General features: G+C 49.7%; 16 protein-coding genes. All 16 read right to left on the bottom strand.

Annotation, left to right across the window (positions count from 1 at the left end; all coding sequences use genetic code 11):
* On the bottom strand, positions 1-1,092 hold a 1,092-nt coding region (locus tag FIM25_RS12860; RefSeq protein ID WP_139449985.1), incomplete at its 3' end, for a transposase.
* 981 nt (positions 1,093-2,073) lie between these two features.
* Positions 2,074-3,660: a hypothetical protein gene (locus FIM25_RS12855; RefSeq protein ID WP_139449983.1), complete on the bottom strand. Its 1,587-nt coding sequence runs from the start codon at positions 3,658-3,660 to the stop codon at positions 2,074-2,076.
* 10 nt (positions 3,661-3,670) lie between these two features.
* On the bottom strand, positions 3,671-5,203 hold the full coding sequence (locus FIM25_RS12850) for a protein kinase domain-containing protein (RefSeq protein WP_139449981.1): 1,533 nt from the start codon (positions 5,201-5,203) through the stop codon (positions 3,671-3,673).
* A gap of 132 nt (positions 5,204-5,335) precedes the next feature.
* Positions 5,336-7,138 (bottom strand): acyl-CoA synthetase family protein, encoded by a 1,803-nt coding sequence (locus FIM25_RS12845; RefSeq protein ID WP_139449979.1) that lies wholly within the window; start codon positions 7,136-7,138, stop codon positions 5,336-5,338.
* Between the two features lie 176 nt (positions 7,139-7,314).
* The gene (locus tag FIM25_RS12840) at positions 7,315-8,586 is read right to left on the bottom strand and encodes a hypothetical protein (protein ID WP_139449977.1); all 1,272 of its coding nucleotides are present in this window, start codon (positions 8,584-8,586) and stop codon (positions 7,315-7,317) included.
* 152 nt (positions 8,587-8,738) lie between these two features.
* A complete protein-coding gene (locus tag FIM25_RS12835) occupies positions 8,739-9,314 on the bottom strand; it encodes a hypothetical protein (protein ID WP_139449975.1) in 576 nt (191 codons plus the stop codon).
* Positions 9,315-10,106: 792 nt separating this feature from the next.
* Positions 10,107-10,646 carry a hypothetical protein gene (locus FIM25_RS12830; protein WP_139449973.1) on the bottom strand — a complete coding sequence of 180 codons (540 nt, stop codon included), beginning with the start codon at positions 10,644-10,646 and terminating at the stop codon, positions 10,107-10,109.
* Positions 10,633-14,217, bottom strand: a complete 3,585-nt coding sequence (locus FIM25_RS12825) for a type VI secretion system membrane subunit TssM (RefSeq protein WP_139449971.1) — start codon at positions 14,215-14,217, stop codon at positions 10,633-10,635. Before FIM25_RS12825 ends, FIM25_RS12830 begins: the two co-directional genes overlap by 14 nt.
* 55 nt (positions 14,218-14,272) lie before the next feature.
* Entirely contained in the window at positions 14,273-16,990 is a 2,718-nt protein-coding gene (locus tag FIM25_RS12820; RefSeq protein ID WP_139449969.1) for an ATP-dependent Clp protease ATP-binding subunit, read from the bottom strand.
* A 54-nt stretch (positions 16,991-17,044) separates the two neighbouring features.
* Complete coding sequence (locus FIM25_RS12815) at positions 17,045-17,428, bottom strand: DUF4280 domain-containing protein (RefSeq protein ID WP_139449967.1); 384 nt, start codon at positions 17,426-17,428, stop codon at positions 17,045-17,047.
* 452 nt (positions 17,429-17,880) lie between these two features.
* On the bottom strand, positions 17,881-18,624 hold the full coding sequence (locus FIM25_RS12810; protein ID WP_139449965.1) for a hypothetical protein: 744 nt from the start codon (positions 18,622-18,624) through the stop codon (positions 17,881-17,883).
* Positions 18,625-18,707: 83 nt separating this feature from the next.
* Complete coding sequence (locus FIM25_RS12805) at positions 18,708-19,673, bottom strand: type VI secretion system protein IglI family protein (protein WP_139449963.1); 966 nt, start codon at positions 19,671-19,673, stop codon at positions 18,708-18,710.
* Positions 19,674-19,740: 67 nt separating this feature from the next.
* Complete coding sequence (locus tag FIM25_RS12800) at positions 19,741-20,598, bottom strand: hypothetical protein (protein WP_139449960.1); 858 nt, start codon at positions 20,596-20,598, stop codon at positions 19,741-19,743.
* Positions 20,599-20,639: 41 nt separating this feature from the next.
* Positions 20,640-21,005: a hypothetical protein gene (locus FIM25_RS12795; RefSeq protein ID WP_139449958.1), complete on the bottom strand. Its 366-nt coding sequence runs from the start codon at positions 21,003-21,005 to the stop codon at positions 20,640-20,642.
* Between the two features lie 91 nt (positions 21,006-21,096).
* Positions 21,097-21,813, bottom strand: a complete 717-nt coding sequence (locus tag FIM25_RS12790; RefSeq protein ID WP_139449956.1) for a DotU family type IV/VI secretion system protein — start codon at positions 21,811-21,813, stop codon at positions 21,097-21,099.
* A complete protein-coding gene (locus FIM25_RS12785) occupies positions 21,810-23,450 on the bottom strand; it encodes a type VI secretion system baseplate subunit TssF (RefSeq protein ID WP_179953355.1) in 1,641 nt (546 codons plus the stop codon). Before FIM25_RS12785 ends, FIM25_RS12790 begins: the two co-directional genes overlap by 4 nt.
* Positions 23,451-23,460: the final 10 nt, after the last annotated feature.

Here is a 23,460-nt window from a genome sequence, read left to right as displayed (position 1 = left end):
CTCTTTAGCCTTTGCCAGGTTTTCATCACTGCCATAGAGAGAATCGGCCAAAAGCTCTGTCGGAATCAAGTTCCGTTCCGCCACATCCTCGATGGCTGGCAGCAGGGCATTGGCATCATTTTCATGGGCGGCTTCAACTTTGACGTGGGTAATCAGATCTGGCTGACTTTTGTTCGGTGAGTAGGTCTCCATGACCTGTACCTGGAACCCTTTACCCTTATGACCGCAGTAGGTGGCATCCGGATCGGATGGGTTTTGCAGTGACTGGGACGATACCTCTTTACTGGGTTTGATAACCACCTTCGTGGTGTCATCATTCTTTTCGACTACACATTGCTCGCYGAACATCCGCACCAAAAGCTTATAAGAGGCCATGGAAGCAACGGCTTCATGATCTTTGAACCGTTCCACCAGAAGAAAGCAGTCGTTGCCAAGTTGCTCAAGGGTGCGGGATGCATCGCTGGGCTTGACAGCAAACAGACCATCATTTTTTGCTTCATAGCGGGTGGCAAGCTCATCAAGGGAATGGTAAAGATCAGGATGGTGTCGTTTGAGATTGATGAGAAACTTCCGGTGAGTTCTGACAAATAAACGGATCCGTCCCAGGTGGGCCATGTTGGAAAAGATATGCACCGAATCCAGGCGCTGTTTTGATGTATCCAGACTGAACAAWTTTTGCAGTGTCTCTGAGATATTTTCAAAAAGTGCCTGTTCAAGCCCAAGCTGCSCGATTTTATCCCTCAGGCCCCAAAGGGTTCGGTGAGCCACATAGCAGCTGGAGTCGGAAGGGTCKGTAATGTTCAGTGCATAGTGCCACTCGATATTAAGGGCATATTGCCGAATMGCCTGATCATCAGTCAGATCCTCCATCTGCTGTAACAAAACAAGTCCGAGCATGGCATGGAGTTCCTTGGTAGGCCGACCCTTCCCGTCGTCAAAGAGATGAAACAGTTTCTTGACCGGAAGTCTGTGGAGGATTTCTTCACGAAACAGATGCGCCCATGATGACTCCAGAAGAGCCAGCCTCTTTGGACCAAGATGCTCAAACGGGCTGAACATGTCGTACTGTTTGTGGTCTTTGACGTAGATCATGCAAAATCCTTATAATAGATTAATATCACAGGATATACATACCAAAAACGGCTCTTTAAATCAATAGCAAAATCATATAAAGACAACAAATTTAAACGGTTATGAAATTTTGTTTTTTTGCGAGTCCATCAGAGATTACCATTTTACTTTTTTTATCTCATCATCTACAGCCAAACCCCAACAACCCAATGAATTAAGTGCGATAAAAAGCAATAACAAACCTTTGGCACCACCTGCCATCCTGTTTTCCCAAAACGCTCTTTTTTATACTTCGCCAATTTCTTGTGGCATGGCTACGCCATCAGCCTTGAATATTTTTCCACATATGCCATGACTTCTTGTACGAAGTGCAAGTCTTTAAGAATTATCTTCCACAATGACTCTTTGCAGAGATTCAAAATCATTGCGGATGGTTGCCCATTCAAAGTCATGATCTAGGCCGTCTAAAATGGTCTCAAATTTTTGCCCGGTTTTTATCCGCTTATCAAACAGCGCTCACTGCATGCTCTCTAAAATAACTATCAAAAATCCTCTGCCTTCGACGGATAGTCAGGTGGTGGATATTAAAAACCGGTGAAAATAAATTGCATTTTTTGATGGGTTTTAGACGGCCTACATGTATGTGCAACTGCTGGTCCCAGACGAAAGTAATTGTACTCCCCGTCTGGCCACCAACTGATATCCCCCCTGACTGGCTTTTGAATATTCTTCCTGTCCATGGAGCGAATAGCCATGGCTGCATGTCCCGGATGTGATTTGCCTTTATACGCCCAGGTATAAACGGCTGCTTCTTCGCTAAACTATCTCATGATATCCACCTCCCTGCATCACACATCTGCCCTGTTATTTTTAAGACACGGATCCTTGTTGAAATAACAAAAAAAGCTGCTGGATGGTAAAAAGTTACAAATCCCTTTGGTCACGCAAGCCCAGAAATCAGGACCACAATAAACAATAATAACAGGTTCTTCAGGCATCAATCTACAGAAAAACCCCCAGTCCGGGATGAATGCGAACAATGGCTGCCCTGCTCAGACCCGCAAATTTCAGGTTCATGGCATAGGCCTGATTAAAGGTATGAAGAGCCTGATAGGCTTCAGTGGTTGTTTTTTTACGGGTAGAACTTGTGGAGGCATTTACCTTTTCTACCATGTCCACCATATCCCCTGCACTGCGGATCAGCCTGACCAGACCGCATTTTCTGTAAAGATCCAGCACCTCAAGCATCTGTGCCACATGGCCGGGCACCTTTTTATTTCTTCCGCCAAGAACCACACTTTTACCGCCACCCCATCCCGTACTCCACGGGTAATCTTCTATAAACTTCTGTAGTGATCCCAGATATTCTTCCGTCTGCTTAATAAAGGAATCCTTATCATATTCACCTCCGGGACCGGAAAATTCATTCATGGTTCCCGCATCAAAGGCATTGCCTGCAAAACCTGCGTAACGCTCAGACCCCTGAACCATTTCCCCCCAGGACTTATTGATAAGATTTTTAATATGATTTTCCTGACTATGACAAAAAAGAAGAAAGTCCGGATCCTTTTTCATCTCGCTGACAAGATGCTCCCGGCTTTCAATCAGTTTTTTCTGAACATCCACCCATACTCTGGGAACCTTTTCTATATCGCTGGCATTTTTTGCAATGTGATACAAAGCAGAAAGGGAGGTAAAAATCAGCCGTGCGATGGCAAGATACTTAAAATATTCCATTAAAAGATAAGGGCCTGGATCTTTGGAATAATCTAAGAGAGTCAGAAGACGTGAATCGTAAAAGGGGCATGCACTGGGCTGATACTGGAGATTCTGGATATAATCCTTGGTAATGCGCCCATCCAGAAAGTCGGTAACAATTGTGTTCAAAAATGCATGGGAAAGGAGATATTTCCTGTTGGACATCAGGCCCATGGTACAGCGGTCACTTTTAACCCGCCTGTCCCTTGCGGGCCTTGGGGATACAGGGGGAAAATACTTGATATTGGCATGACCCAGCATCTTTTTTTTCACATCGAAAACACCAGCATTTCTCGAAGCCTCGCTGATTCTCAGGCTGTTAAAGGACTGGCCATGGTCAATTTTAACAAAACCGCCAAATTCTCTGGCATTTCCCTCTCCCGAAAGCACCACCAGCCCGTAGTTGTTATCCGATAGATCATTTTCTTCAAAAAAGATGGAAGAGATCATCACCATCATGAAGCTATCCAGATTTTCCTGGAAAGCTTTTTTATATTTGTCATAAATAAGGTTGTTGTTTTTATTTCCCTCCTTTTCCAAAAGCTCACGGAAGGACAGAAATTTAACAGAGGAAGAAACGACTGTACTGGCACCCGGATCCTTTCTCACCCTTATCTTAGGCTGATAAGGACCAAGCAGATAACGGTAAATCTCTCCTGTCATGCACTCAATCTGGGCTTCCTGGACACTCTCCAGCTCCTTTAAAAACCACACATCTTTTTTCTGTGGATTTTTTTGGCTGGTTCTCTGAATAACCTGTACTGGATGGGCGCTCACCCCAAGACTTTTAATCAGTTGATAATTCGAGTAATCCTTAAATCCTGTTCCCATGTTACCCTCCTTAACTCCGCCCCTGGCGGCAGCAGGGCTCCTTACTGCTACTTGACATGCGCACCCGATGAAGCTCCAGGCGCTCCTTATTCTGAAGAGTATCCAGCACCTCCAAGGCCCCCGTCACTGTCCACCGATCTTCGGGCTTCTTGGCAATAAGACCGAGAGCAATTTCAGCCAGAGCACCAATCCCCTTGCTCACGAGAATCTTATTTTCACGGGAGAATTTATCCTGCAAGGATTCTATGCGGCGAAGCACATCATTTTTTTCTTCAAACATTTCGCCATTCACCTTATCCCACCCCATAAACGGAGCAATCAAACCGTTGATAATCGTCATGCCCACCGCATAGCTGTCTTTTCTGACCAGATCACCCTCTCCGGTTTTCTTATCTCTGGGATTGGAATCCCAGTCCCAGGATTCGGGGCAGATATAGCCTGATGTCCCCTCGCCATACCAGCCTTTGGATTGAAATCGATCAGACTTGTTCTGCAGCACAGCGCCCCGTGCAAGCCCGAAATCTATAATTTTAGCAACATCATCTTCTGATATAATTACATTTGCAGGTTTCATATCCATATGGAAAATACGGAATTTGTGCATATAGGAAATACCCTCAAGGATTCCCTGGGTATACCGCATCATTTTATCCAGCGTAAGTGCACCCTTCTCAAGATGCTCGATGTCAAAAAGTCCCTTTTCCATATAGAGACAGAGCCGACCTTCATGGGAAATCGGATCTTCATAAATTGCCGCATCAACAAGCCCTACAATATTGGGGTGCTTCCCAAGCAAAGCCAGCACACTGGCTTCCCTTATCAAATCCTTTATGAGTAGTTTATCAGTGTTCTTGTTAAAAGGAGCTGACCAATCAGATAAATTCAGCGTTTTAGCAACCACAGGCTTCTCACCCCAGACACCGCCTATTTCCAAGGGCTCAAGCATTTTCATAACAACAGAAATATTTGCTCCGCTTCCACCACCGCTAAGGCTGCTTATGGTTTTACCAAAAGATGTGCCTCCCTCTCCCTTGCCAGAATGTTTTAAAAAGCGTTGTTTTTCTTCAGGAGTCATCTCAAAACTATTGAGCGCATCCATGAAATATCTGTGCGACTTTTCAAAAACGCTGAGATTCTGTCGAAGCATGACTTTATCCCTATGCCTGCCAAGCAATGGACTATGCTTGATTTGTTCCTCTGCCAGTAAAAGATTCGAATGTTTAATCAGGCTCCGGATAATCCAGTACACACAGAATTCAAACTCATCTGGGGAAATGGCAAATTCCAGCACAGATCCCCCGATATGGAGTTTTATAATATGAAGTACAATAATCATGCCGTTCTGATCACACTTTGTACCTGGCTCCGCAACCACCTCCCATCCCTTAACATCCTTAAATGCTATCTTCTTCCAGAAAAAACCATCTTTATAGCGAAGCTCAGGCCCCTGCCAGGCAATCTGGATGGATGTCGGAGAAAACTTTCTCCTGGAAGAAGGGCCTCTGTAATCTGCTTTGACCTTAAGTTCCTGTGCTTTCGCCATGGATACATCCTTTCATTTTCAGCCATAAACGACTCGAAACAAAACAAATATAGTCTTTTAATTTCAAATAATTACAAGCCAACGAATCATTCATCAATGGTCGAAATACGTTTGAATCCGACAAGAAATACGCTATGGCAAAACATCATGACAGGGCGCAGACTGCTTCTGAGTGGATGAAATGGTTTTGAGACGGGTACAAAGGGCTTTAAGGGCTCCGGTTTTTTGAAATACGGCGTATCTGGCCTTGCGCTGGAGCCTGCCGGTGAGATACTGGCTGGCGCACCACTGTTCATCAACCCTGCCTTCTTCGTTCAGCAAAGGGAAAAGCGGGAAGAAAATGACCTGATCCGGCACAAAGGCCTCACCCAGCTCCCTTGCGAGACAGGTCCGGATTTCTGACAAAAGAGCGGCATGGCCCTGCTTTTTTTCTGCTTCACCCTCTGGTTTGAGGGGTAAAAACACCAGCAGTCTGCAGACAATATCTTCCCGAAAGCCCTGGGGCCTTAAAAAAACCAGAGAAGCAAAGGAAAGGGGGGGTAAAACATCACCTAAGGCATCCAGGGCTTCTTTGCGGGGATAATAAAGCCCTTTGGCAGAGGTATGGGGGAGGGGAGAAAAAAGCCATTGCCTGCCATGGGGGCTGAGCATGGCAGAAGAATTCATCCATACCGCATCCTCTCCGCAATCCCCTGTTTCAGAAGAAGGCATAAAGATGCCATGGAATCCGGCAGCTTCCAGTGAAGGATCCGCCATATCGCCCATGCGCCAGCGAACCCCGGCCGCAGGCAAAACATTGCCATGAACCCTGCCCGTCACCCCTGCGGAAAACAGGCAGGCCCCTCCCAGAGAAGCATTCCATACAAAATTGAAGGCAAAGGCCTTTTCAAGGCCCTTTTCCTTCATAAAATCATTCCAGCCTTGGGAAGGAGGGCCTTCCCCCGGATGCCGGAACCATTTGGAACAGTTTTTGCCCAAATCCACAGAAACACCATCAAGACTCTCCCTGAAAGCCCTGCTGACCCCAAGCATTCTCAGCTTGACAGAAGCCAGTTGCAGGACCTTTTTTGCCATATCCTCCGTACCGGGACAAACAAGGCAGGCTCCCGCAAGGAGCCCTGAAAGCATGAGGGAAGGCTGCATTTCCATAGGATTAAAACCCGGTGCAGCATAGGCATCGCCGGGCTTCAGGCCCATGGCAAGCATACCGTCCCTCAGGGAACCCAGATAAAGGGTTTGCGCCGTCACCGGCCGGGGTGTGCAGGGTTCAGGGGAAGTGGGATCAAAGAGCAGGGCTGCGGTTTCCTGGGGAGCGTAACCGGAGGATGAAAAGGGAATATCAGATCCCGGAGCTTTGCCCTGTAAGGCCTCATGGGCAAGGCGCTTGAAACCGGAAAAAATTCGGAGGGAAGCATGCATGTCGTCTGCCACGACAAAGTCAGGGGAAAGATTTTTAAGGCGTTCCGCAAGGAGACGGCGACCACGGGGCGGAATGGGGGAAACGACCATGCCCAGCCTGAAAGCTGCCAGAAGGGTCAGCATGAGGGTTTCTCCCTCTTCAAAGACCAGAGCAACCACCTTCCCCTTTTCTGCCCCGCTATCCATCCAGAGGGAAGCAAGACCGAGGGACTTCTGGCCCAGTGCCGCAAAGGAGAGGCCCTTCCAGCCCTCTTTGCCATCGGGTTCTTTCATGGCTTGTCTGCCACTGTCTTCAAACCTGTGAACCGTGTCGTGATAAAAGTCATAATGGCGGAAGGGAACAGAGGCCGGATGCAAGGCAGAGATACGTTTTGCCCTTTCCCACAGGCCTTCCCAGAAAGATGCAGGCTCTTTCCATGAAGCCTCAAGCCATGGGGGCAGACCGGGCTCCTTGTCCCCGGCAAAACAAAGGCTGCGTTCCAGTGCGCCGATATCCAGCGCCTTCTCCATATCCATGACCCGGCCCTCCTTTCTGTGGCAGAGTATGGTGCTTTCTCAAGGCATCACCGGGGGTCTCAGGCTGTTTTTACCCAAAAATCTGAATAACACAATTTCCCGCCACTTTTCACACCATTCCGAGGGAATTGATTTTTGCCAGCAGGGCATCCCTGCTGCATCTCCCGGCACTGGGCTCACCCCCCCCTGAGAGCTTTAATCTTCGCAAGCAGTGTACTCCTGCTGCAAGAAACTTCTTCAGGAAACAAATTCGCCAACTCTGGCCCTATTTTCTTTATCTCCTTAAATGTCATAAGGGCAGCCATTAAAAAAAAATCCCTGTTGATTCTTAATTGTTCAACATATGTGACATTATCTCCCTTGATGAATTCATCAATGTCATTTTCAAGGGCGCTTCGGGCACTTACTGTGTAGGGATGAAATATTGAAGGTACTGGGTGAATAAAGGGAAATGCATATATTTCACTGCCTAAACTGTCACTTTTCTTGCGAAATACGGCTTTCTCCCAATCAGTATCAGGCTCGGAGCGCTTTTGAGGAAGCTGTGAGTCACAGTCAATAGCAATCATTGAACCATAGCCATCAACGAAAAAATTACTAATATTTCTAGCCTGCAAGCGATCATAATTTCCAATAACCATATCAATGGCGTGGAGTACTCCAAGGGCACATGCATGGCCCTTAAAATTAAATGTCTGTGGAAAGGGCTCATTATGTTCTAAGTAGGGTGTCAAAGCCTTGCACCGCACCCCCTCAACGACTGCTATGGATCGCTGTGGTGGATTAGACACATCGCCTTGATATTGCATTCCACGTATAAAATATTCCTCGCTGGTGAAATAACCAGTTGCCCCTACTTTTTTTTGAACCTGTTGAAAAACTTTACTGAAAGATTCCCCCATGTCTATGTCAATACAGCAAAAAAATCTGGGGACATGGAGGCGGGGAATGGGGGCAGGCGCAGCAGGCGCTCCACGATGCAGACCCGCCATCCGTTGTGCTGTTGCTGTACCGGAGCTTTTCCCCACCTTCCAACCGACTCCTGGCTGACTATGCACCACCTGCTTATTACCTTGAGTAACCTGATCAGATACACGGGCAAAGTCTCGGTAAGCTTTGTTTGAACAAACCGCCGAAGCAACCCGTCGATACAGTTCATTAATCGCAAGATTGGCACGGTACCCCACAGTTGAAGTGCGAAGGTAGAAATCATACTCAATATCAACGCCACCACTGGAATCCGCAACCTCTTTCCCTGAAATTCGACCCTGACTGACTGGCATAGCCGGTCTGATACTCCGTTTTTCCCGTACAATAAGACGTTTTACACCGCTAGCTCCACCTTGATTGCCTTCAAACCCCGTACAACTGTTCATAATCCGGATAAAATTATTTTCCTGCTGTTTCCACTCCAACGGAATCTGAACCTTTTTTTTATTAAAAAACATTCTCATTACTCCCTTACATTTCCATCAGAAACTCATTTCAATTAAAAAATTCCTGCCTGTTTATTCAGACGCAGACACAAAAAAACTTTTGTGCCTGCACCTTTGATTGAAAAAACCATTGCAAAAAACATGCACATAATAAGCCGCCTGAATCAACCCACGGTAACGCCCCATTTTTTAACAAACTTATCCGTATTGGATACGGCAAGGTGAATGTCCTGACTCTTGGGCTCAGGCATGACACCAAGGCTCATGGTATAGTTCTTGGGGCTTACCACCTCCATGGACTGGTTCATGTCTATGTGAAATGCGAGTTCTCCCCCGGACTTCATGATAAGACCATTAAGATCCGTCTCATTGGAATGGAAGCAGAGATAATACATCTTGGCATCGGGATCATAATCATAAATATTAAACTGCATATTCACTTCCGTATTGGAAAGTTCACTGTGCTGAAAAACAGCAACCTTGTTTTTCACCGCCGTACTCACCTGAAAGGCAAGCTGGATGGGATCCGCATAGCCGCCATTCCAGTAAATCTGGGAAATAACCCCAACAACCTTGACATATTCGGACATATTGGCCGATGTGGGATCCGTCACATCCATATCCGCTGTCAAAGCTTCACCCCCTATAGAAAGGGATACCAGATGCCCCACAAGTTCCTGACCGTCTTTCTGAAAATTGAACCCCTGATACACACTGCAGTTGAATGAAGACTCAGCCATGATACGCCTCCTTTATTTTCCCTGGTTGAAATCCATCCGGAACAGACCTGTCCCTCTGTGCTGAAAAGACCCTTCCCAAGGTCTTTTCCTGAATATGACAAAGCCTTATACATAAAACGTGCCATGTAATTCAGCCATTTCCCCCTCGCCCTCTGGGAGGGGCAAGGGCTTTGCCCTACACACAGGCCACAAACCGGGTCTGTGTCATGTGCAGTCATTGCTTGGCCTGAGTGCCGGGGGGAGGGAAGCTGTAAAAGCACCTTGACCATTGACTTTTTATAAAGATTTTAAAGGGCTGCCAAAATCATAAAATCCATGGGGAATAGTTACCATGCCATGATCATATCGGACGGCCATCAGGCAGAAAAGGCAGGCCCCATGGACAAACGCCTTTTCTACATACCGAATGATCACCTACCGGTGATGCCACCACAGTTGTCGCATGCCAATAAGGTTGGCGAAAACCCAAGGCCTACAGCCATATAATCAAACCTTTATGGGTTCAAAAGCCCACCACAGAACAGCCCTTGCTCAAACCAACTGCTGGGTGGAAGAATAATTTTTGAGACGGGTACAAAGGGCTTTGAGGTACCGACTTGTTGAAACCTGGCGTATTCTGGCCCTGGGCTGGAGCCTGCCGTTGACATACTGGCTGGCGTACCACTTTTCATCAACCAGGCCTCTCCCCTTGCCAAAGGGCTGGGGTGAGGATGGCTGTTTTTCTCGCTTCTCCTTCTGGGAGAGGGGGCGGGGGTGAGGGCAGAAAGAGCATCCCCATTCCAGAAAACCGCTTTACCCCCCAAAAAATGAGGTGCCGAACAGATCTCCCGGAGACCTGTCATCAATGGTCACGGAACGCTCCTGAATCAGAATTTCGTAGGACGGTTTCAGGGGCAAAGGCATCATATGGTTCCAGTCTTCCGAGGGTTCGGTGAAAAGGAAGTAAAAGGCCACGGGATTCTGCTCCGGCATGGCCACACGAAACTCCGCTTTTTTCCCCGGAACCAGAGAGAAAACCCCCAGCACGGAAGGATCCCCAGGTTCTGAAAACACGAGGGCGGCTATTTCTGCGTAGCTTTCCGTAAGGTACTGTTTCTCTGTTGTTTCCCGAACAAGCATATAAAAAATCCGGCCCCTGTTGGCATCGGGCATGGCCTGTATTCTAAGGAGCATCTGGGGGCCGGGAGCTGTCTGCCATGGTTTGCCGCAGCCTGTGGCAGATAAAAAAATCAGCAGGACTGGCAGCAGAAACAGGAGGGGCTTATGTACGACAGCTCTCCTGTCCGAAGTATTTCCCATGAGTAAAGAACCGGACCGGTCAGTGGCTGCCATGAAAACGCCTCCCATCTCCTGATTGCTGCAAGCTGTCACTGAAACCAATGAGGGCCCAGGGATCACTCTGAAATGCAAAAACCATATCAAAGTCCGCCCCTCCCCATGGGCTTTCCAGAAACCATGACACGGCACCGCCCTCCACACGCCGCCCCCTCTGCAGGAGGCGGTAAAAGGACCAGAGTTCAGGCTCCGCAGCAATTTCCCTGTAAGCCCTTCTCCCCGAAGTCCGCATTTCAAAGGCCATACCTGCCGCAGAAGAACCTTCACGCCACCATTCAAAGCCCAGAGGCTGCCATGCAGGCATCTGATTAAAACCGAACACGCTTTCCCGGCCTGCACGCAGATAGGTACTCACGGGCAGGGCGGCACCTCCCTGAACGGAGGGCAGAATGGCGGGCCTGACCGTAAGCTGCAGAGGCCGGGGCTCTCCCTTTTCATCCCAGAGAACACGCCGGATGCGATCGGCCCCGTTCACGGTGGCAAGCATGTCAGCAGGAAGGCGGAGATTTCCCATGGTCCCCCTCCACTGCCCGCCTCCGTAGGTGCACACCGTTCCCATATAAGCCCTGAACTGCTTCCAAAAGTTCCCGTCCGGATGCAGGGATGCCTGCAGGGCTTCCAGGGGCAGGGTACGGGCCGACGCAGGATGAAAGGGAAAGCTGTTTTGAAGTGGCTTCATATGCCTTTCTGAAAGATCAGACCACAGCGAAGCAACCCTTTCTTCAATTTCTCCCTTGCCCAGCCTTTCCAGTGCATGAAAGGGTTCAAGGAAGGGCTGCTGCCATTCCGGTGCAACACCCACGGTACCCAGCCACATCCTTGCCATGGCCATATGGGAATCCGGTGACCGGGCCAGTATGTCAAGGCCCATGCGTCCCAGAGGAGAAAGCCTCTCCTTGAGAGCGGCCCCCTGCTCCCTTTCTTCCTGGGAAATATAAAAGGATACCTCACGGAGTCCTTCCTGCAAGCGGGCAATGAGACCTTTATAGGTTTCCCATTGGGGATAACGGCCATCCTGTTCCCCCATAACCCTTCCCATGAAAGCAAAATCATCCATCCGCCTTGCCACTGGCCTCAGCATGGGGCTGTCCCCCACATCCAGCATTGTATTCTCTTTCATGGTCATAAGAAAATTCATGAAGGGAGAACCCATGGAAGGAATCTGCTGCAGCACAAAACGAAATTCCGCAGGAGAATCCACACGCAGATGATAACGCTGATAATAGATGGTGTACTGCTCCGCATATCTTTCTGCATAAAGCAGAATCTGCCTCTGAACAAAGTCTCTGAAACGCTCCTTTTCCCCCTCTGATACGGGCAGAACCTTCAACTGATTTTCAAGGGCCTCCACGGAACGCTTCACCCTCTTTTCAAAGGCAGGCCGGGTAAACCGGCCATCAATGCGGGCCTGTCCCGCAAAAAAATGGGTGCCGTCACTGGAAGGATTCAGCCAGATATCGGGGAACTCCCCTGTGCCCTGAAAAAAGAGAAGGCCCAGACGTTCATGGTTTTCCGCCATAAACTTCCGCATCATAGTGGTCATCTGTGAGCGGAGAATAAGATCATGCCATTTACGGACATCTATCTGAAAGCTCCTGTCCCCCAGTACCAGAACAAGGGGTTCGGGGTAAGCCACTGGCCGCTGCGGAATGGAAGGCATCAGCTCCATGAAAGCATCCAGGGCAAGCCCACGGGTATCCGGCACTATCAGGGAGGAAACAAGGATAGACCTCAGAAGTTCCTGAAGCTGCTCATGGCGAAGCAGCACATCCCTGCGCTGCATCCATTCAATATCAGGGCCAAGGGGGGTCACTTTTTTCAGATTTTCCACAATCTCATTCAGCATGGGATATGAAAAAACCTTTGTGACCAGCTCCAGCACGGGTCCAGCCACTTCCTGCAGATCTTCAAGGATATCAGGAGTGATAAAAGGCTCTTCACATACAGCATCCACCCGCCGGAGAAGAAAATGCAGCATAAGGCTGTTTTCTGAGGGCTCCCAGCTTCCGGGGCTGCTGACACGGCTTAAACTGAGATCCATATCAATGGTGGGCAGGCTTCGGTTGTACATGGCATAGTCTGCCACAAGCTGCCCTGGAAGACCCAGCACCCTCTCCCAGTTTTCGGGCTTTGAAAGAATCATGGTCCTCAGCCCGTTGTCGGGGGAAGCATAAAGAAGCCCCAGAAGATAGATCATTTTCTCCTGAGAATCCTGCCTGTTCCGCAGACTGTAAAAGACAGGATAAAGGTAGTGCTGACGGACAAGACCTGTCAGTCTTTCCACCATTATTTTTTCCTGCTCAGGGAAAAAGTCAGGGAGTATCCTTGACGCAAGATTCCTGCCCCTGCCCACGGGAAAGTGAACATGCAGCTCTTTATAGGACGATGGCTTTATCAGCTCCATGACATCAAGGTGGCGGTCCATCTTCTCAAGTTCATTGTACTGAGCCGCAAAAAGGGCTGTCATACCCAGCAACCCCACCCCAAGAATACCACCGGCAGCCAGGGGGTGCCGGTATCTGCCCAGCCTGAAATCAAGGGATTCCTTATGGGCTGTCATGCTGAAGGGCCCGCTGCTTTCAAGGCCCTGACCTTCTCCGTGAAAGCTCATGCGCATCAAGTAAGGCGTTCTGGAAAAAGGATCCTCAGCCAGAAGAACCTTTGTGAAAGCCGAAAGCACACCAAGCCATCTCCCTGCATTCTCAAGAAAGTCAACCATGGCAAGGTAATCACCGGAAGGAACCCTTGTGAGGGCAAGGGGAAGCATGGCAGCGTAAATATCCAGCGCCCTTTGAATGTCCGGAAAACCTGAGCCTTCATTCCATACAGCTTCCAGGGACATGCCCTGAGATTCCAGAAAGGATACCCACTGGCTGTACCCTGTTACAGTATCCATGTGGGTCAAAGAAAGGATCAGGGGAACGGGTTTTCCGGACGGAGAAGCCATGAGGTTGATCTTGCCCCGCAGATAAAGGGCAAGGCGCTTAAGGTTTTCAGGGGTTTCTTTTTCAAGCATGGAACCCTGGATACAGACAACCCCGTGGGGTATTCTTTTGCCCGGAAGGGCCTTCCAGAGTTTGACCAGCGCCCTTCTTCCGTCAGCTTCCTTATGGAACAGAATGCCCGAGGGCATTTCCATAAGCACAGCCTTTGAAGAAAGACAGATCTGAAACAGGGGGGATGTGGTATGGCCCGCCTGAAACTGCAGGGACAGGGCCTCATAATCCGTATATTTCCGTATAAGCTCCGTCTTGCCGCTCCCCGATTCCCCCATGAGCACATACACGGGAAGCCTGCCGGTATACCGCCTTATTCTCCATGGTATCCCGGTCAGAAACTCCTTCCAGACCCGGACAAGGCTTTTTGCTGGCATGGCAGGTTTTTTATCGGGGCCAGACTTTTCGGAAGAATCTTCTTTCGCCTTTTTTCTCTTACGAATCCATAGGATCAGCAGCCCCACCAGGGAAATTGCCAGGGCCATGCCAATGACAATCACCTTGGGGGGAAGGTTCAGGGTCTGCTGAAGCCAGGACTTCACAAATGAATTGAGCATGTTCAAATATTTCATATACGGCCACAGATCCTTAATATTGATGAAAAGTCAGGCCTGATACACATCTGTATCAATGGTTATTCCCATGCCCTTCACCATCTTCATCATCTTCTTCACCATGGGATTCAGAGGGAGGGAAAGGTGCAGCTTCAGAAGCCATTTCAGATCCTTCCTGTTCACCCTCCGGGAACAAAGGCCTGCCATCCTCCCCTGCCCTGCTTATATTTAAGGTATTGTCCCTGACGGATACAAGAAGTTGCCCCCCCTCTTCCATCCCATCCTCAATGAGCATTTCAGCAAGGGGGTCCTGAAGCCTTGTCTGTATGACCCGCTTCAGGGGCCTTGCACCGTAAAGGGGGTTGTACCCCTCTGCGGCCAGAAATTCCCTAGCCTCTGCATCCACCTCCAGGTGTATCTTTTTATCCTCAAGAAGTTTGGAAAGACGCATTAGCTGAATATCCACGATGGGGTTCATGACCTCAGGCGTAAGGGGACGGAAAATGATAATATCATCGAGGCGATTGAGAAATTCCGGCCTGAAAAAGCCCTGTACCACCTCCATGATGGCCTGCTTCATCTTTAAAACGTCTTCTTCCGTCTCTGCGGCCTCTATGCGGTCCGCTCCAAGGTTTGAGGTCATGAGAAGAACGGTGTCATAGAAGTGGGTTGTGCGGCCCTGCCCGTCGGTGAGCCTTCCGTCATCAAAAACCTGAAGAAAAATATTATATACATCGGGATGGGCCTTTTCTACCTCGTCAAAAAGAACAACGCTGTAGGGTTTTCTTTTTACCTTGTTGGTCAGCACCCCGCCCTCATCATATCCCACATAACCGGGAGGCGCTCCCGTAAGGCGGGCCACAGAGTGCTTTTCCATGAACTCGCTCATATCAATCCGTATCAAAGACTTTTCATCATCAAAGAGAAACTCTGCAAGGGCCTTGGCAAGCTCCGTTTTACCCACCCCCGTAGGCCCGAGCATCAGAAATGAAGCCACAGGCCGGTTGGGATCCTGTACCCCTGCCCTGGAACGGCGTACGGCTCTGGCAACGGTACCAAGGGCTTCATCCTGCCCTGCAACCCGTCTGCGCAGGTGAGACTCCAGCTTAAGCCAGCGATCCTTTTCCCCTTCCATCATCTTTGACACAGGAACTCCGGTCCAGCGGGAGACACAGACAGCCACATCCTCAGGCATCAAATCTCTGGGGCCGGCTTCTCCGGCATCACTGCCCCCATCAAGATCCTGATACTGTTCCAGTACCTTTTCAGCTTCGGGAATCACCTTGTACTGAAGCTCGGCTACCCTTGCAAAATCTTCCTCACGAATCCTCTGTTCAAGCTCTTTTTTAGCGGATTCAAGGCTTCTTCCAGCTTCCTGAACAGCTATCAGAGCATTTTTCTCATCTTCCCATGCGGATACCCTTTTTTCACTTGCTTCCTTAAGGGCCACAAGCTCAGCCCCAACAATTCCAAGTCGCTCCACACTGGCCTTGTCCGTCTCCCCCTCCAACGCCCTTACTTCTATCTCAAGGGCCACAATCTCCCTTGCCATACGTTCAATGTCTTCGGGTCTCGAAGCAAGGGCGATGCGCAGACTGGCCGCTGACTGATCCACAAGGTCGATGGCCTTGTCCGGAAGAAAACGGTCTGTGATGTAGCGCTTGGCAAGCTTCACGGCCGACTGCAGGGCCGCATCCGTAATATGAACGCCATGGTGGGTCTCATACTTTTCCTTGATCCCCCTTAAAATGGCCAGACTCTGCTCCATGGAAGGTTCATCCACGGTAACGGTCTGGAACCGGCGCATTAGTGCGGCATCCTTTTCAATATGCTTGCGGTATTCTTCCAGCGTTGTGGCACCGATGCAGCGTATCTTACCCCTGGAAAGGGCTGGCTTGATGAGGTTGGCCGCATCCATTGCACCTCCCGAAGCCCCTGCACCCACCAGCATATGAATCTCATCAATGAAGGTGATCACATTTCCTGCGGACTCTATTTCCTCCAGCACCCGCTTGAAGCGTTCTTCAAACTCCCCCCTGTATTTTGCCCCTGCAATGAGCTGTCCCAGATCCAAAGCCAGAATGGAAATATCCTTGAGACTGTCTGGTACATCCCCCTTTACAATGCGAAGGGCCAGTCCTTCCACCACGGCGGTTTTGCCTACACCGGGTTCACCAATTATAATGGGATTATTCTTAAGACGACGGCTCAGGATCTGTACGGTCAGATGGATTTCTTCATCCCTGCCAATTACAGGATCCAGCTCTCCCCTGCGGGCCGTTTCCGTAAGATCCCTTGTGTATTTTGCCAGATATTCAAATTCCTGCGAAAGGCCTGTTCCACCCTTTTCAGAGGCAGATGACCGCATGGCCTTCAGCGTTGTCCCCAGCTTTTCTTTATCTGTTCCTGATTCGGTCAGTGCAGCCGCAGGCTCTCCCACATCCAGCATGGCCAGCAGCAGGTGATGAATACCGATGGCAGATTCCCCAAGCTGAGTTGCCGTTTCTTCGGCCAGAATGAAAAGCCTTTCCAGATCCCGGTTGATGGGCGTCTGCTGGGCACCTGCAAGGGCCTTGGGAAGGGTAAGAAGATGACCGGATATCCTTGCTTCCAGAGACTCCATACTTGTTCCTGCATCGGACAAAGCCGAACGGACAGGGCTTCGGGGGGCCTCCAGAAGGCTTGAAAGAAGATGCCATGGGGTCACACACTGATGCTCCTTCTTGACAGCCAGACGACAGGCCTTTTCGATCAGCTCCTGGGACTTGAGATTAAAACGGTCAATAATCATCCTCTTATCCTTTCATTGATTTTTCCGTTATCCGTGCTGTCCTTATGGGAAAGACTAAAGCTGCACCGTCACCTGACCGGCAAAACTGATGGAAATCACCCCACCCCACATGCACATCAGCTTACTGGAATCCGTCAGTGCCGGAAAATTGCCTATGAGTACCGTGGGTTTTCCGGGAACCCATGGGGCCACCGTCACCGGGACACAGGGCATGGGTGTCAGCACACCCAGAGCGGCTGCCGTTGCTGCTGCCACCGCAGGGTTGCTCGGCGTGGTACACATGCCAAAGGGAGGGATATTCACAATCGGTATAAAATCCATGATGGTTGCGGCCGGGGTCGTGGCAAAAACCATATTTACGGGCAGCACAATCAGGGAAGAAGGCGCAACGCCGAAGCTGCATGTCATCACAGCACCATTGGTTACAAGGAATCCCATGTAAAACCTTTCTTTATACTCTGCCAGTGCCCTAAAATTGAATATTACGTACGATCATTTTTGAAACAAAGCGATGAATATAATGGCTATTTATTACTTTCTCCCCTCACCCCGACACTCAGGCCAACAGTCTTCAGTACATTACACAAGTCCAGTTTTTAGCCTGTGTGCCGGGCAAGGCCCCGGCCCCTCCCTCTGGGCTGGGCTTTACCCATAATTTTTATCAAGCCTGTTGAGTTGTAAAAATTTAATTTTGAGGGTGTCCAAATACTCTTTTACCCTCACCTTCCTTAATGACCTTAAAGTCCTTAACGACAATACCCACGACCAGCCTCAACGCCATAAAGGAACAGGTAGGGTAGCACAGAATCTGCACCTGCGAATGGATTGTAGAGCCCCTATTTTTGTAGGGGCAGGCCCCTGTGCCTGCCCTGGGGTGAGGAAAAAGCCGTTCAAACCTGAAGCCTTTCTGCCTCCATACGCTTTCTGTGGTGGCTGCGGGCGAGTTCAAGGGCCATGGCCTCATCCGTTGCTCGGCAGGCGGAACAGATTTCAAAGCCCTCTACCTCATGAAGCCTTCTCAGGGGCAGCCTGCGCAGGCATGCCTCACATACTTCCGTTTCAGAAGCTGAAGATGCACCATGGAAAGAGCGTTCATCTTTCTGCGCCAAAGCAGGCCCCTGAATTGCTCTTTCTGGCGGAAGCAAAAGAAAACAGTCTGGACAATAGCGTTTTTCCTCCACAGGCTTTGCACCACCAAGGGGGATGCTCCGTCCACAGCCTGCGCAGAGAACACTTTTCATGTGATCCGGAACGAAAAATGCATCTTCCCTGCTCCCCCCGTCTTCTTCCGCTTCTTCAAAAGTCTCTTCCCTGACGGGCCGGGGCGGAGATGGTGCCATGACAAGATCCTGAAAACAGGTTCTGCAGAATTTCCATATACCGACCCTGCAATCATCCTCACCAAGGGGAGCGCCGCAGAGTTCACAACCCGGCATCTTTTTATCTTCATCCCCTCCATGGACTTCCTGGATTTCCTGGCTGGCCCCGCCGCATTCCTCTGTATCCTTTGCACTGACAGCCCTGTCTCCACCCGCCAGCAGCGTTTCAAAGCATAGGGAGCAAAAGGGCCAGTCTGCTACCATGGTCATGCCCTCATCTGAAAGCGACTCAATGCCACACCCCTTACATTTCACAGGAAAACCCCCTTCCATTTCAGTTTGCTCTTCAATCTGCCAGCGACCTGCAGGTATAAACAGAAAGCTTTATTCAACAGGGATCAGAAATCCACAAAGGCATCGGGATCCACCTTGAAAAATTCCCGCATGGCCTGCCACTCCGGACTCTCCTTCATTTCTTCAAACTGCATGACATCCTCACTGCGCAATGCCAGAAGCATAAAAAAACGACTGAAAAGCTTAGGAAAATAAAGTCTTGGATCAAAATTTTCTATGGTCTGCATAATATCATCGGCCACAAGGGCCGCCCTGGGGTACATTTCCTTTTCCATGAGCTGCTCAAAAATTTTAAGCTTTTTCAAAAGCAGCTCCAGATGAACGGAGCCCTCAACCAGAAGCCCATCGCCGGACGGGGCACGGGGACCTGCCCCGCCAGGAGCTGCAACTTTTTCCTGTTTTTCTTCTTCGGAAACCTCTGCTTCCTCCGGGGCCTCCTCTGCCACAGCCTCCTCAGTGTAAACCAGCCTCTGGAAAGCCCTGAGCCAGTCGGATATTTTTAAAAGCCCGTCCAGCAGAGGCTCTGCGGCATCTTCAAGGACCTGAGACATGACCCGTCTTAGGTCTGTAGCAGCTTCCAGGGCATCCCCTGCATCATCGGAATGGGTTTCCTGCAGCCACTGCTGCCAGATTCCCCCCTTTGAGGATTCTTCATGCTGAAGTTTTTTCAAAAGCTGATTAAAAAACCAGCCCAGCCCCACCTGCCCGTGCTTTTCCCGCTTCTTTTCAGGTCCCGTATAATTCCAGTTTGTTTCCAGAAAAAAAGAAAGACCCGAAAAGACTTCTTTCAGACCCCGCACCCCATCTTCAAGAAAAAGGCCGTAAAGGAAAAAACCCATAAGCCTTACATCATAAATCCCTTCTTCAAAAACCCCCTCAACGGCCACTGCCGCTGCCATGTACTCACCGTTCTGGGCGAGGGTGGCAATGTCCACAAGCCTTGGATCCGTAATGTCAAGGCCTGGTTTTTCACTGGGTGACAGCTCTCTTCTCAGGTATTCAATATTCATTGATCCCATCCCTGACTGATGATTAAAAAAGCACGGTGGACTTTCCTATGGATGCAAAAAAACAAGACTACTCAAGAACACAGCCTGAAAAAACCGGCAGAATACGGTGCTTTGAATCGCCACCCTCTATGACATCATAACCAAGGGAAGCACCGGATCTGAGCTGAACCGGATTTTTTTTGCCTGACAGCACAAGAAAGATTTCAAGCTCCACTCCCACAGCCCCCAGAACAGGAAACACGATTTCCTCAAGACGCCTGTTGATCAGCTGCATCCAGGGAAGACCGCAGGGTGCCGTTTCACTGTCCGTGAACATCTCCACCCGAAGGCCCCTTGCTGGCTGACGTAAGCTGCCCCCAAGCACTGCATTGCGACCAAAAACAGCCGTTCCGAGGATAAAGGCACTGGCGTTCAGGCGGGCATGATGCTTTAAAGTCCCCTTCCTGACATGGACAGTAAGTTCAGGAAAAACCGCATCCATCACCCAGTGAAGGGTGACCGGGGAGCGAAGGGAAAGCATCTGCAGGGTGCTGCGCTGACCTTTTTGATAATCACTGTAAATTCTTGTATCCGACTCAGGATAAACACTTCTGAAAAAATTCAGCAGGAGAAAATGATCAAAGTAATGAATAAACTGAATAAAGCTCAGCGCATCAAGGGTGTGGGACTCCATTCTTTTAAAAAAATAACTTGGAAGGGGACTCTGGGCGGACAAAAGCCCCATATTCACGGAAATCAGTACATGGGAATAGGGTTTTTGAAAAAAACGAATGTCTTCAAACAGGGTTTCCCTTGAACAGGAGTCCGGATGTCCAAGGAAAAAAATCTGATCCATTTTATAGCCATGGTGCATGAGAAGACGCATGAGAGACAGGGCATCGCAGTCCCGGATTCTCTTACGGATTCTACCCTCAAAAGAAGCCATTCATCCCTCTTTTTTCGTCTATACTCAAAAATAATATCAGATCAGACACCCGCATCCAGCATCAAGGCCTCAAGAAGATCCTCAAAACGGTCCAGCTCCATACGGATTTCCTTCCAGGATACAGCCTCTTCGTCCTCGCTTAAAACCATATCCTTTTGATCGCTTAGCCCTGCAAGGACCGTAATACGCTTCAGCTCCGCCTGAAGACTTTCAAGGTGTCCGGGAAAGGATAAAAAAAGACGGTCAAGCTCTTCTTCAAGATCAGAAAACATGGCAGCAGGCATGGCTTTTTCATCAAAGGCCTTTTCCATTAAGGATTCAGGCCCTGATTTTTTTGCATCCCCATCGGCCCCGGACCAGCATCGCCTGAGTTTTTCAATGGCAAACAACTCCTTTGACCCATCCATTTTCCAGATACCCTCTTTGTGGGTGAAACGCTTTTCCCTTTCATTGGAATCCTGAAAGGAATGGAGAAAATCAGCCCGACAGAATCGGCCCTTAAAAATTCATCTCCATCCAGTAAGAGCCCAGATAACTCAGGATAAAATAAAAAAGAATCAGACAGGAAAGAGACCCCCCATAAAGCAAAAAGGGGGAAATCCTGTCTTCTGCAACCGGAGTCAGCTCCCTTTCCCAGACATGTGACAATCCAGACATCTCCGGCACAGGAATACGGTTGGTAAGCCTTTCCATAAACTCCTGTCTTTTTGCCGGATTGTTCACCATACGGCCATTGAAGCCATCACTCAGACAGAAATAATACACCTCAAAAATCGCAGGCAGGGTCTGGGGTTTCAGCAAAAGATCCTCCAGGGTCTCGTAGAAAACCACACCCGCCGCATCCGTATCAAAAAGCTCCCTCTGCAGAGGCGGCCAGCCTCCGGATATGGCAGGATCCATGTAGCGGGTCTGAACCCCTTCATCGAGATGGGCCACAATGGGAAAAAGGATATAATACACATCCCTTTCCATAAGCTCCCTGGAAAGGGCCTCCCTCAAATTTTCAAGGGCTTCACGGATTACAGACCTTGCCTGCACAAGATCATCGGGACCGGGTTCCCGGATACGGGTATAAAGTCCTGACCTTTCAGGATCGTTTTCCTTTTCTGAAGCAAAGCTCTCTCCCCCTTCCCCCACAGAGGCCCTGAATGGAGAAAAAACCCTGTCCCTTGTCCTGAAAACCTTATATATTTCAGCCCATAAACTTTTATTCATGCGGTTTTTCCCCTCCTGACGGGAGTCAGGCCTGATTCCATTTCCACCTCTACAGGCGTATCCGCCACCCAGGCATTGAGAATGCGCTGCACATGGCGCCTGAAATTCTCCAGCAAGGGCATGACAGCTTCGCCCACGTCGCGAAAACCAAGGGAATACACCTCTTTGAGGACCGTGTTCCCTGAGGGTTTTCTGCAGGGGGCATGCTGACAGCGTGCATCCTCCAGCAGCCCCATGGCTTCCCTGTACTCAGGTATCCTGTCTATTCCTGAAGCCGCAAGAATCAGACGGATATCTTCCACGTTCAGTATGGTCTTGTTCATCAGTGTCACAAGCTGCAGAACACCGTCTTCATGCTGAAGAAAGGTATTTTCCATAAAACCCCGCCCGGCCCAGTCCCAGCGAACCCCTGGAATCTGTCTGGTAAAGGGAACAATACTGAGCTTCTGGCCCATAAAACGGGAAATCCATGGCTGATGCCAAAGACCTTCCACGGCAATCTGCCTGCCACCGTCAAAGGCCTCCGGATAATTAAGGATCAGTCCGTTGACAGCCCCCCCTGACCCGCCTGATGCATAATCCATCTCGTAGGAACCGCTGCTCCCGGATACAATACCCGGCATCAGGGGAGAAAGGCCTTCCTTGCTCACCTCATACACCCCCTTTACCGAATGCAGGGCAAACCCGTACTCTGGTCTGGGATGGAAAAGATCATAGCGTTCCCTCAGCCCCTCACAGAAGAGGGGATGGGTAAAATCCTTTTTAAGGTTCACCACGGGAGCAACAAAAAGCTGAAACATATCCGGATGCAGCACCGTATTTCTGGGCCAGCCATCATCCATATCCAGACATATGGTCAGCCGCTTCCAGGCATCCGGAGAAGGGGGCAGCTCTACATTCATGAAAAGATCCTGCTGGGGAAGGGTAAAAGCCAGCCTTTCCCTTTCCAGAGGATGGGTAATCAGCTCGGCCCCTTCCTCTCCCTCAGCCAGCGGCTGCATGCCAAATTTTAAGGTACAGGGAAGACCTTTGCTGTTTTCGTCCACGTCATCCTCATAAACCACGGAAGCCTGCTTCAGATGCTTTTTTATGATGTGCAGCAGCTTAAGAGAATCCCTGAAATCATTCAGATGGGTGATGTGCATGTTCAGTGTCCATCTGTCATCACGGCGTGCAAAGGGCGAAGCCAGACGCAGAAGAATACGAAAACCCCGGCCTGCCCCCAGCAGGGTACTGACGCTTTTCACTGCAAGGGGAAAAAGTCTTAGGCCCGTAACAAGCCTGAAAAAAGCCTGCCTGCCATCCGGCACCGTCATAAGAAACTCCGAGCCTGCGGGAATGCTCACTGGATCCACAAGCTGGGATGAGGGTCTGGCCTGAAGAAGGGCCATGGCAGGCACAGGAGAAACAAGGTAATCAAAAAACTGATGAAAAAGCCTCTGTCTCAGGGCCAGCACATGGCGTTCCGCCGCAAGCCTTGACCTTGCGCCAAAAAAGGCCATGGCCTCCATGAGCCGCTTCACATCGGGATCGTTCCGCTCCAGAGGAACAGATGGATACAATGCCGCATAGGAGATACGGAAACTCTCAAGGGCATTCATTTCCTCCTGAAAGGCCTTGTACATTCTTTCGTCCATGCGCATCATT

Source organism: Desulfobotulus mexicanus, assembly GCF_006175995.1.
GTDB lineage: Bacteria > Desulfobacterota > Desulfobacteria > Desulfobacterales > ASO4-4 > Desulfobotulus > Desulfobotulus mexicanus.
Note: the sequence above shows the minus strand (reverse complement) of the source record. Positions and strands in the feature narration are given on the sequence as shown.